Origin of the sequence: Pseudomonas sp. (assembly GCF_049300855.1) — a bacterium.
Classification (GTDB): Bacteria; Pseudomonadota; Gammaproteobacteria; order Pseudomonadales; family Pseudomonadaceae; genus Aquipseudomonas.
Genome location: NZ_JBAQKH010000026.1, coordinates 304309 through 319351, shown reverse-complemented (window position 1 = coordinate 319351; position 15043 = coordinate 304309). Strand labels below are relative to the sequence as shown.

Here is a 15043-nt window from a genome sequence, read left to right as displayed (position 1 = left end):
GCGGTGTATCAGTCAGCATAGATGGCGACTGAAACTCCCTCTTCGCGAGCAAGCTCGCTCCCACAATGAATCTCACCGGCATCAAAAATTGGGTTCGACGCCTGAAAACCTCCAGGCGCCGAAGGGTCTATCAGGCTTGCGTCAGTGCTGCTGCAGCGCGCTCGAAACGATCCAGGCCGGCATCGATATCGGCGTCTTCCACCACCAGGCTCGGGGCGAAGCGGATCACGTCCGGGCCGGCTTGCAGAATCATCAGGCCTTCTTTTTCAGCGGCGTTGAAGATGTCCTTGGCCTTGCCTTTCCAGGCCTCGCTCAATACACAACCGATCAGCAGACCGAGGCCACGCACCTGAGTGAACAGGCCGTATTTCTCGCCGATCTGCTCAAGGCGCGCCTTGAACTTGTCGTGCTTGGCGTTCACGCCGTTCAGCACTTCAGGGGTGTTGATCACATCGATCACGGCTTCCGCGACCGCGCACGCCAGCGGGTTGCCGCCGTACGTGGTGCCGTGAGTGCCGACGACCAGATGTTTGGCCAGCGCTTCGGTGGTCAGCATCGCCGCGATCGGGAAACCGCCGCCCAGGCTCTTGGCGCTGGTGAGGATGTCCGGGGTCACGCCGTAATGCTGGTAGGCGAACAGCTTGCCGCTGCGGCCCATGCCGGTCTGCACTTCGTCGAACACCAGCAGCGCGTTGTTCGCGTCGCACAGCTCGCGGGCACCTTGCAGGTAAGCCAGTTCGGCCGGCAGTACGCCGCCCTCGCCCTGGATCGGTTCCAGCACGACCGCACAGGTCTTGTCGGAAACGGCGGCTTTCAGCGCGGCCAGGTCGTTGTAAGGCACGTGGGTGATGCCGGTGATTTTCGGGCCGAAACCGTCGGAGTACTTCGACTGGCCACCGACGTTGACGGTGAACAGGGTACGGCCGTGGAAGCTGTTCAGCGCCGCGATGATTTCGTACTTCTCAGTGCCGAAACGGTCGAACGCAACGCGACGGGCCAGCTTGAACGCGGCCTCGTTGGCTTCAGCGCCCGAGTTGCAGAAGAACACGCGCTCGGCGAACGTGGCGTCGATCAGCTTGTGCGCCAGGCGCAGCGCTGGCTCGTTGGTGAACACGTTGGACACGTGCCACAGCTTGTTCGCCTGTTCGGTCAAGGCACCGACCAGCGCCGGGTGCGCGTGGCCCAATACGTTAACGGCAATCCCGCCGGCGAAGTCGATCAGCTCGCGGCCGGCCTGATCCCAGACGCGGGAACCGGCGCCACGCACCGGAATGAAAGCGGCTGGCGCGTAGTTGGGAACCATTACCTGGTCGAAATCGGCGCGTTGTACCGCAGCGTGCTCAACGGACATCGGAGTCTCCTGATGAGAAGCACTCGCCTGAAACTGGCGAGCTTGGTGGGGATTGTAAGGACAGTTTTGCGCCCGGCCTTGTCGCCAAGCGACAACTTCTTATAGCGCAAACCCCGGATTTTCACGGGTTTACGGCAATGCGACAAATAGCGTCGCAAAGGCGCAGTTTAAACTGTCACCAGCGAATTACGGCAGGCCCGGGAGCATATCAACTCAGATCCGTCTCGCCGGTATAAATATGCACCGCACGCAGCGTCTCGCGCTCTGGTCTGCTGTTGGCTTTCCCGCCGCCAAGGATTGGCCCGATGCAAGCCAACGAACACCCGCAATCTGCCGCCACCACCGCCACGCGCAACCCACGACCCGACGTTCACTATCTGCATCTGCAGGCCAGCCTCCCGCAGTGGTTGGGCAACGCATCGGCGACCCGACGCCAGGCCATGAAAGCCACCCAGCCGCAACTGCCTCTCAAGCTCCAGGCATTGCCAGCGGGCCAGCACCAGTTATTGAAAACCCTCAACGCCGCGCACTGGACAGCCCAGTCCGACGTCGACCGGCAACTCGAACACTTCAAGGATGCCAGCAGCTTTGCCGAACCCCTGCTCAAAGCCGCACTGAAAAGCCGCTTCGATCTGGAACTGGACGTACGCACCACGTTCCTGCGCCTGTACCTGCCCGCGACCACGCCGCTGTTTTCGATAAAGACCGGCGCGCGCACCTGGACGGTTTCGCTGCTGGACGCAGCGCTGCACAACTTCGAGCAGAAGGAAACCGAGGACGACGCCTATGAGGCCAGTTCGACCTTCATCACCCAGCCTTCGCCAGGCGGGCAGTTCGACACGCTGCCGCAGATCAAGGAGAAGCTCAGCATCACGGCGTTTACCCGACTGTGCCGAGCGCTGGATATCGGTGCGCAGTACATGACCTATCTACAGGCGCAGCTCGGTTTTACCCAACCGGCGACCGCCGCAGATCTGCGGCAAAAGATCGACAAAAGTCAGCAGGCGGCACTGAAAGCCGCGCTGCAGTTTGCCCGCATGAACCGTGATATCAGCGAGGGCTACTTTCGTACGATCACCGCGCTGGCCGAAGGCACGCCCCATCTGCGAATCGACGGCCAGCCGTTGCAATGTCACAGCCTGACGATGATGTCGGCGCCGCTCACCGACATCATTGTCTTCGCCCCGCCGGCATACGAACCGCGAACTGCATCGAGGGTGGTGGCCTATGTGCCGGACGATCCGCTGCACCCGATCAAGGAGTACGCCTCCTCCGCCGAACTGGAAGTCGAACTGACCCGCCAACTGCGTGCCAGCGACTACCAGACGTTCTTCAGCCGCTTCATCAATCATGATCAGCGCGGCTTTTTCTTTGCCAGCCTGAACAGTCGCCTGAGCCGCGTGACCTGGCATGCGCCCGTAACAGGCAGCCAGCAACCGCCATGGCGAGACGAGCCATTCGCGCGGCCGGACCTGCAAATGGCCGCGACACCGATCCGCCTTGAGCTGTGGGAACATCTCTATCAGGGCAAGTTGAACAAAATCCTCAATGATGCCCGGACCCTCGCCGTCGCCACCGCCAGTGTCGATTCAAAGGTTCGCTGGGCACTCTGGGATTCGCTGGTCGGCATTGCCTCGTCAATCGTCCAGACCGCCGCTTTCATCATCGCGCCGTTCGTTCCCGTGCTCGGGGAAATGATGATGGCGTACATGGCCTACCAGTTTGTCGACGAGGTATTCGAAGGCATCATCGACTGGACCATGGGCCAGACTGCCGAGGCGATACAACACCTGATCGGCACCGTCGACTCGTTGATTCAACTGGGCGGTTTCGCTGTCGGCGGCGCCATCGTCGTCGGCGAATTCCGCAAAGTCCTGCCCAAAGAGATCGTCGCCTTCATCGACCGCTTCAATCCGGTACGAATGCCCGACGGCCAGACCCGCTACTGGCAACCGGACCTGCAAAGGTACGAGCACAGCAGCGCGCCGGACGCCAGGTCGCGGCCAAACCCGCTGGGGCTGCATCAGCATCAGGGCAAACAATTGCTGCCTCTGGATGACGCGCATTTCGCGGTGAGCGAAAGCCCGGTCCCCGGCCAATACCGAATTGACCATCCGAGCCGAGCCGACGCTTATCGACCGCGGGTGCGACACAACGGCGACGGCGCCTGGCACGCTGAGTTCGAACAACCGCTGGCATGGGATAAAGCCACGGCGCTAAGGCGGATCGGTCACGCAGTCGAATCGCTGACGCCGGCGCAACGCGAGCGGGTGCTGCACATCAGCGGGTACGACGATAACGCCTTGCGCCTGATGCACGCCGATCAGCAACCGCTGCCACCGTTGCTGGCGGACAGCATTGCGCGCTTCAAGATCGATCAGGATCTGCAGCTGTTTATCGAACAACTGGGCAGTGATTCGCCCGCAGCGTATTGCGCCGCCGACCCACTGACGCAGTTGCAACTGCTCAGCGAACACGACCGCTGGCCCGCGCAAAAACGTCTGCGCCTGATCGATGCGCAAGGCGAAGTCACCTGGCAGTCTTCGAGCAACGAAACCCTGGCGGTCACCGACATTCACCAAGGCAATCTGGTGGAGGACGACGTCCTCAAAACCTTGCTGCTGACACTCGCCGAACCGGACGCCAAAGTGCTGCTGGGTGAAGCCTTCGCCGACACGAACCTGTCGCTGGATACTCGCGTGCGCAATCTGCGCCAGCAACTGTTGCAACACGCGAAAGCGCAGCGCGGCACTTTGTTTGAATCGCGCTACCAGGCCATCGCCACCGACCATGATCCGCTGGTCGCGCAACTGGCCCGGCACGAACCGTCACTGCCCCCGCGCGTGACTCAGGCGCTGCTCGACAACGCGAGCGGCGATGAGCTGCTGTTGATCAGCGAAGGGCAACTGCCGGCGCGGCAGCAGACACTGATTCAGCACGCCCGCGATGAAGTGCGGGTCACCCGTGCGTTTGAAGGCCTGGAACTGGACTCGGTGAACAACCCCGACACTGACACGCTGGCGCTGCACAGCCTCGCCGCCCTGCCCGGCTGGACCGGTGAAGTCCGCCTGGAAATCCGCGACGAGCACTACGAAGGCGCAGTGCTCGCCAGCAGCGGTCACGCCGATGCGCCGGCGCAAAAGGTTCTGGTCCGGCGCACCGATGGCCGCTACCAGCCGTTTGATGAGCGCGGTCAAGAACTGCATTCCGCCACTGACTTCTACTCCAGCGTTCTCTACGCCCTGCCGGATAGCGAACGCCAGGCGCTGAACCTGCAAATCGGCCAGACGCAACAACTGCAAGCGGCCATACGCGGCCGACCGCTGGCGCGAGAAGAACTGCGGGTGGCGATATCCCTGCCGTCCAGTGCCGAGCAACAGGTCACCGACCTGGTCCCGCTGGGCCGCGCCAGCCTGCCAGCGATTGAGTTGCCCGTAAACGATTCGCCTTACTTCGACCATCCGGCGCCGGTGGAAAACATTCGCGCGATCTATCGCGATTACACTGCCGAGCAAGCCGAAGAATTCGCCAGCAGCTTGCACAATGACCGGCAGGCCATCAGCAACGAACTGGCGCGGCTGATGAGCGAACTCACTCGCCTCAGGGACGACCTGCGTTCCTGGGAAAGCCGGATTCCGACCAAAGATCCCGGCACCGGACTGCCTCTGACCGACATTGAAATCCGCGCGCAAAAGTACAGCCGGGCAACCCTGAGAAACGACCTTGAACGCTGCTGGCGCCGGCAGACCAGCAGTTCGGCCGGCTACATCCTGCAGATCCGCTATCCATTGATTGGCGACCTTCCCGTGCTCAACGCCGATTTCAGCCATGTCGCCTCACTCCTCCTCAACGGCAGCTCGCGCACCGGCAATATCAACGGCTTTTTGCAGCCGTTTGCGCGACTGCAATACCTCGACATGCAACACCTCAACCTTACCCATGTGCCGCCCGCCATCAGCGCGATGCCGACGCTGCGCCAACTGACCCTGCGCGATTGCGGCATCGTTCTGCCGGCCGCCAACCGGGCGATGTTTGCGCCCTTGTCCGAACTCCAGCTCCTGGACCTGCAAGGCAACCCTCTGGGCGTTGCGCCCGATGTGCAGGCGATGCCCGCGCTGCGTTACGTCAACCTCAGCAACACCGACATTGCGACGTTGCCGCACGGTCTGCTGGACCATCCACGGCTGATTACCGGGCGATTCGCCCACAATCAGCTGACGGACATCCCCGAGGCATTTTTCGAGCTGGCCCCCGTGCTCAGTGACGGCTTCAATTTTGCCGACAACCCGCTGTCCCCGACCGGCCGGGAGCGGGTCAAGCGCCATTACCAGCGCACCCAAAAGCACTTCGGCGTGCTGCCGGAAGAAGCGGATAGCCGGCGGGTCGCCGAACTCTTTCCGGCCCTCGATGCCGAGCGGATCACTGAGCTGCTGTATCAACTGCCCGGGACGTTGGCCGATGGCCGCGCGCAACTGGCCACCTGGGAAACCGAACTCAGTGGCCTCCAGCAGGACCTGTCTCGCTGGGGCGCCGATATTCCCGAGCACGAGCCTGGATCGCTGGTGCCTTTGACGTTCAACGAGAAGGTCAGCGAACGCCTCGCCCGACAGGCGTTCAGCAACAAAGTGGAGCAACTGTGGCGACAGAGTCCGCCGTCTCTGCCGGCATTGCGAACCATTCGTCTGGATGCAACGGCAGCGTTCATCGGCGACCTGCCGGCGCTGAGAGCAGACTTCAGCCATGTGCGTGAAATCATCCTCAATGGCAACAAAGAGGTGTCGGCACTGCAGCCCTTTCTGAACCAGTTTCAGCAATTGACCCTGCTTGAACTGAATTTTTTTGACCTGGCACCGGCAACCCTTTCCTCGCTCGACACCTCGCAACTGCTGACCCTGCGGTTGCGGGACTGCGGGGTCACGATGACGCCGGAAAATCAGGCAGCACTCTGCGCCATGCCGCAACTGCAAATCCTCGAATTGCGCGGTAACCCGCTCGGGTCTTTTTTTGATCTGAACCTGATGCCCTCGCTCAAATACCTCGATCTGTCTGCCACCGGGCTGCGCGAACTCCCCCCCGGACTGACCGATGCTGTGCGCCCCAGGACCGCACTGCTCAGTGAAAACAATTTCGTTGAACTGCCCGACGCGCTTTTTGACATGCAGGCCGAGCACGGCGAAGGCATCAGCCTGGCCGACAACCAAAGCCTTTCGGTTAACGCGCGTAACCGCATCAAAAGCTACTTCCGCCGAACCGGCAATGATTTCAGCGTACTGGCAGATCCAGCGGACATCGCTTTGGCCAAAGAACTGTTTCCCAACCTGGACACCGTTGACGCCAGCGAACTGATTTACGACCTGCCCGGAACCCTGGCAGACAGCCGGGCACAGCTGCAGGCGTGGAAAGTCGAACTCGCCACACTCAAGGAACAACTGATCCGCTGGGCCACGCGCGTACCGGAGCGGGATCCGCTGAGCGGCGATACGGTCGATGCCGTCGAGATGTACAACCAATATTTGCACCGCGCTGAATTTTCACAGCGCATACAGGGGTTCTGGCAAAACAGGTCGAGCACCTCGCGCCTGCGCAACGATGAATTCGTCGCGAACCTCAACTTTACCGGAGAACTGCCGCAGCTGACGGCGGACTTCAGTCATGTCGCAACCCTGCGCCTGAAGGGCAATGCAGAAATTACCGGCATCAGCGCGTTCATCGAGCTGTTTCCCAATGCACTGGTCGTGGAGATGCATGACTTCGCCCTGTCTGAAGTACCGAGCCTGTTCGCGCCCATGACTCAACTCAAGGAACTGACGCTGAGCAACTGCGGCATCACCCTCACGCCTGAAGGGCAGGACCTGCTGCACTCACTCACGGATCTGGAACGGCTGGATTTGAGCAACAACCCACTGGTGCTGGTGCCCGACCTGACGGCCATGCCGGGACTCAATGACCTGCGCCTGAGCAACACCGGGATTACCAGCCTGCCCGAGGGTCTCGTCACGCATCCCAACCTCAGAGGTGCGCGGCTCACCCACAACGCAATCACTGACTTGCCCGAGGTATTTTTCAGCATGGATGTCGATCTGGCCGATGGCATCGACCTGGCCGACAACCCACTGTCCCCGGCCACTCGAGATCGCATCAAAACCTATTACGTCGCCACCGGGTATGACATTGGCATACTGCCCGACCCGGCTGACATCACCAGAGCACAGTCCCTGTTCCCGCAACTGAGCCTGGAAGATGCCAGCCATGTGATCTATCAACTACCCGGAACGCTGGCAGACGGCAGCACTCAATTGGTCCGTTGGGAAATCGAAATTGCGCAAATGATCAGCGACCTCAGTGCATGGTCCGAGCGTGCGCCGAAGGGGATCGCGGGCCAGAACATGGACGCGGTCGACCGGGTCACACAGCGGGCCCGGCGCAAAGCCTTCAGCAAAACGCTGGAGAGACTCTGGCGCAGCCGCCAGGCCGCGAAAGCAGAACTGAGGGCCAACTTCTTCAACCTCAATCTGAACGTCGCCGGTGATCTGCCCACCTTGAGTGTCGACTTCAGCCATATCTCCCGACTGGCGCTGGAAGGCAACGAGCGGCTGACCAGCGTTGAAGGCTTCCTCAATTGCTTCAGCGGACTGGAAGCCCTGGAAATGCGCCGTTTTTCCCTTGGTCGATTGCCACGTTCCGTCGCCCGAATGAGCCGCCTGAGAACACTGGCAATGACCAGCTGCGGCATCGTTTTCGATGAGTCGGCGCAAGCCACCCTGTCCGCCCTGAGCCACTTGAGAGGGCTGGACATGTACAACAACCCGCTGGGCAGCGTCCCGCAGATTGCCGCGCTGAAAGCGCTGGATTTCATCGACCTGTCCAGAACCGAGATCGATCGACTGCCAGCCGGCCTCCACGAACTGCCCTACCTGAAAGTCGCCCTGTTCAGTGAAAACCTGATCAGCGAATTGCCTGAGGAGATTTTCCACCTGCCCGACAGGGTCAAGAGTGGTTTCGACCTGGATAACAATCCGCTGACGCCGCAGACGCGCGAACGGATAAAGGCTCACCACCACGAGAGCGGCATCGATTTCGGCGTATCGATCAGCCCCGAGGACAACGAGTTGGCGCGCCTGCTGTATCCGCTGTCCAGCGACGTGAACATCAACGACATCGTCTATAGCTTGCCCGGCACGCTGGCCGACGGGCGCGTGGAACTGGTGCGCCGACAGACCGAGCTCACGACCTTGGTCAGTGATCTCGACGCATGGGCAAAACAGGCGTCAGTCAACACCCCAGGCTCCGCCGCACTGGACGCCGAAAGCCTGCACCTGCAGCAAACGTGCAGAGACCAATTCAAAACACGCCTGGAATATTGCTGGCGCCGGGTCACTATCGTCGGACAGAGCGGATTAGAGTTCGCCGCCGATTTACCGATCATGGGTGAGTTGCCCACGCTATCGGCTGACTTCAGCCATGTACAGAAACTGACCCTGACCAGTACCAGCGACACCGCCCCGCGCGTCGGGCGCTTCCTCGAGGGGTTTCCCAATCTGCAAGAACTGGTCATCCAGGGCTATGGTCTGGGCGACATTCCCGAGGCGGTGCTGGCCATGGATACGCTGAAAATACTCCGCCTGCCGCTATGCCAGATCAGCCTGACGCCATCGACCGTAGAAGCGCTGGCGAAGATGAAAAACCTCAACACGCTGGTGTTGCGCAACAACCTGCTGAGCCGCGCTCCGGATGTCGGCCGGATGCCGGAATTGTCCTGGCTTGACCTTAGCCATACCGGCATCGATGAACTACCGACGGGATTGTTCAACGGCCACGATCTCGCCACCGTTGACCTCTCCGGCAATGCCATTGTCGAGGTGCCGATCGAATTGTTGAACAGCGCCACGACTGAATTCGACTTCAGCGACAACCCGCTCTCGGAGATCAGCAAACAACGCGTCAACACGCAACGCCTCGCTAGAGCCAACGCGCTGACCGAACAACAAGGGATGCAAGAGGGATCCGCAACCTCGTCCGCTTCCACGGTCAACGAGCAGTCGTCGACACTCAGTGAAACATCGGAGGTGGCGGTCTAACCGCGTTCAGGCGGAACGGACGACAATTCGAACGGACTGCTGCTGCGCCGCTGGTTGCGATCTTCCCGCGGCGTGGCACCGAAGAAATTGCGATAGGCGCTGGAGAAATGCGGCCCCGAAGAGAAGCCACACGAGAGGCCGATCTGGATGATCGACTTGCTGGTTTGCATCAACATCTGCCGGGCCTTGTTCAGGCGCAATTCCAGGTAGTACTGGCTCGGCACACGGTTGAGGTATTGCTTGAAGATCCGTTCCAACTGACGACGGGACACGCACACGTGCTGGGCGATTTCGTCAGTGGTCAGCGGTTCTTCGATGTTGGCTTCCATCAGCAACACTGCTTGGGTGAGCTTCGGGTGGCTGGAGCCGAGACGGTTCTGCAACGGGATGCGCTGACGCTCGCCGCCTTCGCGGATGCGTTCAACGACCAGTTCTTCCGAGACCGCGCCGGCCAGTTCCGCACCGTGATCACGGGCAAGTACTGCCAGCAACAGATCGAGCACGGACATGCCGCCGCACGCGGTCAGGCGATCGCGATCCCAGTCGAACAGGTGACTGGTGGCGATGACTTTCGGGAAGCGTTCAGCGAAATCGTCCTGCCAGCGCCAGTGCACGGCGGCGCGATAACCGTCGAGCAAACCGAGTTGCGCCAACGGGTACACACCGGCGGACAGACCGCCGATGACCGTACCGGCACGCACCAGTTGCTTGAGCGCACTGCTGAGGGCCGGGGCCAACGTGGTCGGCGGCTCGTCAGCGAGCAGGAACAGTTTCTGGAAGTTTTCCAGTTTGCCGGTCCAGGCTTCGCCGGGCAATTGCCAGGCGCCTTCGGTCCCGGTGCCTGTAACGGCTTCGGCCTGCAGGAACGACAGTTCGTAAACCACGTCCGGGTGCACCCGCTGAGCAACACGCAAGGCTTCCTCCGCCAGCGCCAGCGTCAACGCTTTAGTGCTGGGCCAAATCAGGAAACCAATTCGATGGGCAGTCATGGGCGGGCAATCCGAAACGAGGAACAGTGATGAAGGCATGGGCCAATGCTAGCCCGTAAATGAACACAAATCTTGAGAGCAACACCGATCCATTGTGGGAGCTGGCTTGCCAGCGATGGCGATATGTCTGTACCAGATATGCAATCTGATACTCCGCTATCGCTGGCAAGCCAGCTCCCACAGGGATTGGAGCCGGCTTTCAGGTCGCGAAGCATGACCTAATCTGGTGCATAACGGCAGCGATTACTTGAGGCTGCCCGAGAGGAATTGTTGCAGACGTTCCGATTGCGGATTGACCAGCACTTCGCGCGGGTTGCCGCTCTCTTCAACCACACCTTTGTGGAGGAACACCAACTGGTTCGACACTTCACGGGCGAAGCCCATTTCGTGGGTGACCACGACCATGGTGCGACCTTCCTGCGCCAGCGCTTGCATCACCTTCAGCACGTCGCCGACCAGCTCCGGGTCGAGCGCCGAAGTCGGTTCGTCGAACAGCATCACTTCCGGCTCCATCGCCAGCGCACGGGCAATCGCCACACGCTGCTGCTCGCCACCGGACATGTGCCCAGGGAATGCGTCCTTACGATGCGCCACGCCAACCTTGTTCAGGTAGTGCTCGGCTTTCTCGCGGGCTTCGGCCTTGGACACGCCGAGTACATGCACTGGCGCTTCCATGATGTTTTCCAGCGCAGTCATGTGCGACCACAGGTTGAAATGCTGGAACACCATCGACAGGCGCGAACGCATGCGTTGCAGCTGCTTCGGATCAGCGGCTTTCAGCGCGCCGTCCTTGTTCGCCACCAGTTTCAGCTCTTCGTTGTTGAGCAGAATCTTGCCCGCGTGCGGCTGCTCGAGCAGGTTGATGCAGCGCAGGAAAGTACTTTTGCCGGAGCCACTGGAGCCGATGATGCTGATCACATCGCCGGCTGCCGCTTTCAGGGACACGCCCTTGAGCACTTCGTGACTGCCATAGCGTTTATGCAGGTCTTGGACTTCAAGTTTGTACATGCGGTCGGTTCTCACAAAAACAGTCAGTCAGTCGTTGAGCAAGCGCCCGTGACGCAGCGCTTCGCGCCCCGCCACCTTGGCCAGCCAGAAACCGGGTTGGGCATAACGCAGCCGTTCAATGGCAAACAGCACCCCGGAGGTACCAGCACACACCGTGCTGACCCGATCGGACAGAGGATCAATCACTTCAAAAATCTCGTCGCCCGCCTCGACCCATTCGCCGGGCTTGCGCAGAAAACTCACCACGCCCGGATGCGGCGCAAACAGCAACTCGGTGCCTTCGAACGGCATGCCTTCACACGCTTCGTGCGCCGGGTTCGGCCACTCGCCGGTGATCAAACCCTGCTCGGCGAGAAACGCGAGAATGCCTTCAGCATAGGCGCAGGCTTCAGCGCGACCGGTATCGGCCTGACCGCCCAGCTCAATGGTCGTGGCCAGACACGCCAGTGGAATCTGCGCATCGGGGAACTGCCGCGACAGACGCAACCACGGCAGCGAACAGGCTTCATCGAACGAGCTGCCGCCGGAATCTTCCGCCAGCAATCCGACCTTCACATTCAGATGCGCCGCCAGCGAACGCCACTGCGGCCAATGCTGCGGCAACGCATACATGTGCAGCGCGGCTTCGGCATCGCAATGCAGATCGAGCACCACATCAGCGGTGCAAGCGTGGCTGAGCAACACACGTTGCATGCCTTGCAACTGGCTGCTCGCTTCCGGCAATGCCGTCAGATGATCGGCCATGGCCTGACGGATCAGACGCACATTGGCATGCGGATCATCACCGAGGCTGTCGGCCAATGCGGCCGCAACCGGCGCGCTCAGCTCGACGAAATCACGGTTGAAATTCTTGCCGCTGCCGGCCTCGAAACGGCCCTGGTGATTGCCTTGCAGCAATTGCCCGAGACCCAACGGGTTGGCGACTGGCACCAGCTCGATGACACCGTTGAGCAAGCCTTTGGCTTCGAGTTCGCCGAGGCGCTTTTTCAGCTCCCAGGCGGTGCGCATGCCCGGCAATTCATCAGCGTGCAGGCTGGCCTGAATGTAGGCCTTGCGCTCGCCGTGGCCGAAGCGGAACACCGAAATCTTGCGCTCGCTGCCCAGGTGGCTCCACGGCAATACGTGGTCGATGCGTTCCATATCAGTGCTTCCGCGGGGCCAGGTAGCTCAACCAGCGACGCTCGGCCAGTTTGAACAGTTTGACCAGAATGAACGTCAGGCACAGGTAGAACACGCCAGCGGTGATGTACGCCTCGAACGGCAGATAAAACTGCGCGTTGACCGTGCGCGCCGCGCCGGTGATGTCGATCAGGGTGACGATGGAGGCCAGACTGGTGGTCTGCAGCATCATGATCACTTCGTTGCTGTACTGCGGCAGTGCCCGGCGCAGGGCCGATGGCAGCAGGATGCGTTTGTACAGTTTGAAGCGCGACATGCCCATGGCTTTCGCCGCTTCGATCTCACCGTTCGGCGTGGCCTTGAGGCTGCCTGCGATGATTTCAGCGGTGTAGGCGCTGGTGTTGACCGCAAAGGCCAGGCACGCGCAGAACGTTGCGCTGGACAGCCACGGCCACAAGAAGCTTTCGCGAACCGCCTCGAACTGCGCCAGACCGTAGTAGATCAGGAACAGTTGCACCAGCATCGGCGTGCCACGGATCACGTAGGTGTAAAGCCACGCGGCGCCGTTGACGACCGGGTTCTTCGAGACGCGCATCAGCCCCAGCGGCAAAGCCCCCAGCAGACCGAAAAACAGCGACAGTGCGAGCAGTTTGAGGGTGGTCAGCAGGCCGCCGAGGTACAGCGGCATCGCCTCCCAAATGACGTTATAGTCGAAGATCATAGATCAGCCGCCCTTACGCCTACCGAGTAGCGCTTCTCAAGTTGACGCAGGATCAGCAACGAAACACTGGTGATGACCAGGTACATCGCCGCCACTGCGAGGAAGAAGGTGAAAGGCTCGCGAGTGGCATCCGCCGCCTGCTTGGCCTTGAACATCATGTCTTGCAGACCGACCACGGAAATCAGCGCGGTGGCTTTGGTCAGTACCAGCCAGTTGTTGGTGAAGCCCGGAATCGCCAGACGAATCATCTGCGGCACCATCACCCGGAAGAACACCTGAAAACTGCTCATGCCATACGCCATACCGGCTTCGGCCTGACCTTTGGGGATCGCCATAAATGCGCCACGGAAGGTTTCCGACAGGTACGCACCGAAGATGAAACCGAGTGTGCCGATGCCGGCGGCCAGCGGATTCAGATCGATGTAGTCGTTGAAGCCGAGCATCGGTGCCACGCGGTTGAGCAAGTCCTGACCGCCGTAGAAAATCAGCAGGATCAGCACCAGATCGGGAATCCCGCGGATCACCGTGGAATACAGATCGCCCAGCCAGGCCAGCCAGCGCACTGGCGACAGGCGCAACGCGACACCGATCAGCCCGAGAACGATGGCCAGAGCCATGGACGACAAGGCGAGCTGAAGCGTCAGCCATGCGCCATCGAGGATGACAGCCCCGTAGCCTTTCAACATGATTCAGGTCCTCGAAAGTTGGGATGAAAAAATGGCGCAAACCGCAGAGATCCTGTTGCTTGCGCCATTTCGGACTTGTCGCAGAGACGTGTTACTTGCCGTAGATATCGAAGGCGAAGTACTTGTCCTGGATTGCTTTGTATTTGCCGTTTTCGCGAATGGCCGCGATGGCCGCGTTGATCTTGTCTTTCAGGGCGTCGCCCTTACGCACTGCGATGCCTACGCCGTCGCCGAAGTATTTGACGTCGGTGAACGCCGGGCCTGCGAAGGCGAAGCCCTTGCCAGCGTCGGTGTTGAGGAAGCCATCTTGCAGCAGGGTGGCGTCAGCCACGGTACCGTCGAGACGACCGGCGGCCACGTCGAGGTAAATTTCGTTCTGCGAGCCGTACGGCTTGATCTCGGCACCCAGTGGCGCCAGAACTTCGCGGGCGAAACGCTCGTGGATCGAACCGCGTTGTACGCCGATGTTCTTGCCCTTCAGCTCAGCCAGGCCTTCGCTGACCTGAGTACCGGCCTTCATGACCAGACGTGCCGGGGTGTTGTAGTACTTGTTGGTGAAGTCGACCGACTTCTTGCGATCTTCAGTGATCGACATGGACGACAGGATCGCGTCGATCTTGCGCACTTTCAGTGCCGGGATCAGACCGTCGAACTCTTGCTCGACCCACACACACTTGACCTGCATCTGCTCGCACAGAGCGTTGCCGATGTCGTAGTCGAAACCGACGATGCTGCCATCCGGTGCTTTCGAAGCGAACGGAGGGTAAGCCGCTTCGATACCGATCTTCAGAGGTTTTTCGTCAGCGAAGGCGTTCATCGACAGCACGGACAGTGCCAGGGCGCCAAGCAGCACAAGTTTCTTCATCTCGGGACTCCATCGGTAAAGGGCAAAAACGGCAGAGTGAGCGACAGCCCAATATGCGAATGGGTGAATCGGGAAATCGGTTGCTGCATCGGTGGGAAATTTCCCATTGAAACCGTCAGAGATTTCAACGTCAGCCACGATGAGCGAGTGATCGGCATTCTAACGACAGGCCCGAAGCCGATATTTCTTCAATGCGACAACTAATTACAGATGCACAGAGAAAGCG

Annotated in this window: 8 protein-coding genes; 1 reads left to right on the top strand and 7 read right to left on the bottom strand. The window is 60.5% G+C overall.

What is annotated here, in order from left to right; all coding sequences use genetic code 11:
- Positions 1–130 precede the first annotated feature (130 nt).
- Positions 131–1351, bottom strand: coding sequence for an aspartate aminotransferase family protein (locus WA225_RS11010; RefSeq protein WP_053122869.1), 1221 nt, complete (start codon positions 1349–1351; stop codon positions 131–133).
- A gap of 305 nt (positions 1352–1656) precedes the next feature.
- Between WA225_RS11010 and WA225_RS11005 the strand changes: the two genes are divergently transcribed.
- The gene (locus WA225_RS11005) at positions 1657–9429 is read left to right on the top strand and encodes a dermonecrotic toxin domain-containing protein (RefSeq protein WP_422607940.1); all 7773 of its coding nucleotides are present in this window, start codon (positions 1657–1659) and stop codon (positions 9427–9429) included.
- Here the strand turns inward: WA225_RS11005 and argR are convergent.
- The 6 genes from argR to WA225_RS10975 all read right to left on the bottom strand — a co-directional run bounded on the left by argR (position 9426) and on the right by WA225_RS10975 (position 14817).
- Complete coding sequence (gene argR, locus WA225_RS11000; RefSeq protein WP_171057239.1) at positions 9426–10418, bottom strand: transcriptional regulator ArgR; 993 nt, start codon at positions 10416–10418, stop codon at positions 9426–9428. The genes WA225_RS11005 and argR overlap by 4 nt on opposite strands.
- A 243-nt stretch (positions 10419–10661) precedes the next feature.
- On the bottom strand, positions 10662–11426 hold the full coding sequence (locus tag WA225_RS10995) for an ABC transporter ATP-binding protein (protein WP_003227281.1): 765 nt from the start codon (positions 11424–11426) through the stop codon (positions 10662–10664).
- A 27-nt stretch (positions 11427–11453) separates the two neighbouring features.
- Positions 11454–12566 carry a M14 family metallopeptidase gene (locus WA225_RS10990; protein WP_422607939.1) on the bottom strand — a complete coding sequence of 371 codons (1113 nt, stop codon included), beginning with the start codon at positions 12564–12566 and terminating at the stop codon, positions 11454–11456.
- A gap of 1 nt (position 12567) precedes the next feature.
- Entirely contained in the window at positions 12568–13266 is a 699-nt protein-coding gene (locus WA225_RS10985) for an ABC transporter permease (protein ID WP_201228162.1), read from the bottom strand.
- A complete protein-coding gene (locus WA225_RS10980) occupies positions 13263–13952 on the bottom strand; it encodes an ABC transporter permease (protein WP_422607938.1) in 690 nt (229 codons plus the stop codon). The genes WA225_RS10985 and WA225_RS10980 overlap by 4 nt, the downstream gene beginning before the upstream one ends.
- Positions 13953–14043: 91 nt before the next feature.
- Positions 14044–14817, bottom strand: coding sequence for an ABC transporter substrate-binding protein (locus WA225_RS10975; protein WP_038366516.1), 774 nt, complete (start codon positions 14815–14817; stop codon positions 14044–14046).
- Positions 14818–15043: the final 226 nt, after the last annotated feature.

What these genes read in the sequence shown, in the direction of transcription:
- WA225_RS10995 (WP_003227281.1), bottom strand. Translation starts at nt 11,426, where the DNA reads ATGTACAAACTTGAAGTCCAAGACCTGCATAAACGCTATGGCAGTCAC.
- argR (WP_171057239.1), bottom strand. Translation starts at nt 10,418, where the DNA reads ATGACTGCCCATCGAATTGGTTTCCTGATTTGGCCCAGCACTAAAGCG.
- WA225_RS10990 (WP_422607939.1), bottom strand. Translation starts at nt 12,566, where the DNA reads ATGGAACGCATCGACCACGTATTGCCGTGGAGCCACCTGGGCAGCGAG.
- WA225_RS10975 (WP_038366516.1), bottom strand. Translation starts at nt 14,817, where the DNA reads ATGAAGAAACTTGTGCTGCTTGGCGCCCTGGCACTGTCCGTGCTGTCG.
- WA225_RS11005 (WP_422607940.1), top strand. Translation starts at nt 1,657, where the DNA reads ATGCAAGCCAACGAACACCCGCAATCTGCCGCCACCACCGCCACGCGC.
- WA225_RS10985 (WP_201228162.1), bottom strand. Translation starts at nt 13,266, where the DNA reads ATGATCTTCGACTATAACGTCATTTGGGAGGCGATGCCGCTGTACCTC.
- WA225_RS10980 (WP_422607938.1), bottom strand. Translation starts at nt 13,952, where the DNA reads ATGTTGAAAGGCTACGGGGCTGTCATCCTCGATGGCGCATGGCTGACG.
- WA225_RS11010 (WP_053122869.1), bottom strand. Translation starts at nt 1,351, where the DNA reads ATGTCCGTTGAGCACGCTGCGGTACAACGCGCCGATTTCGACCAGGTA.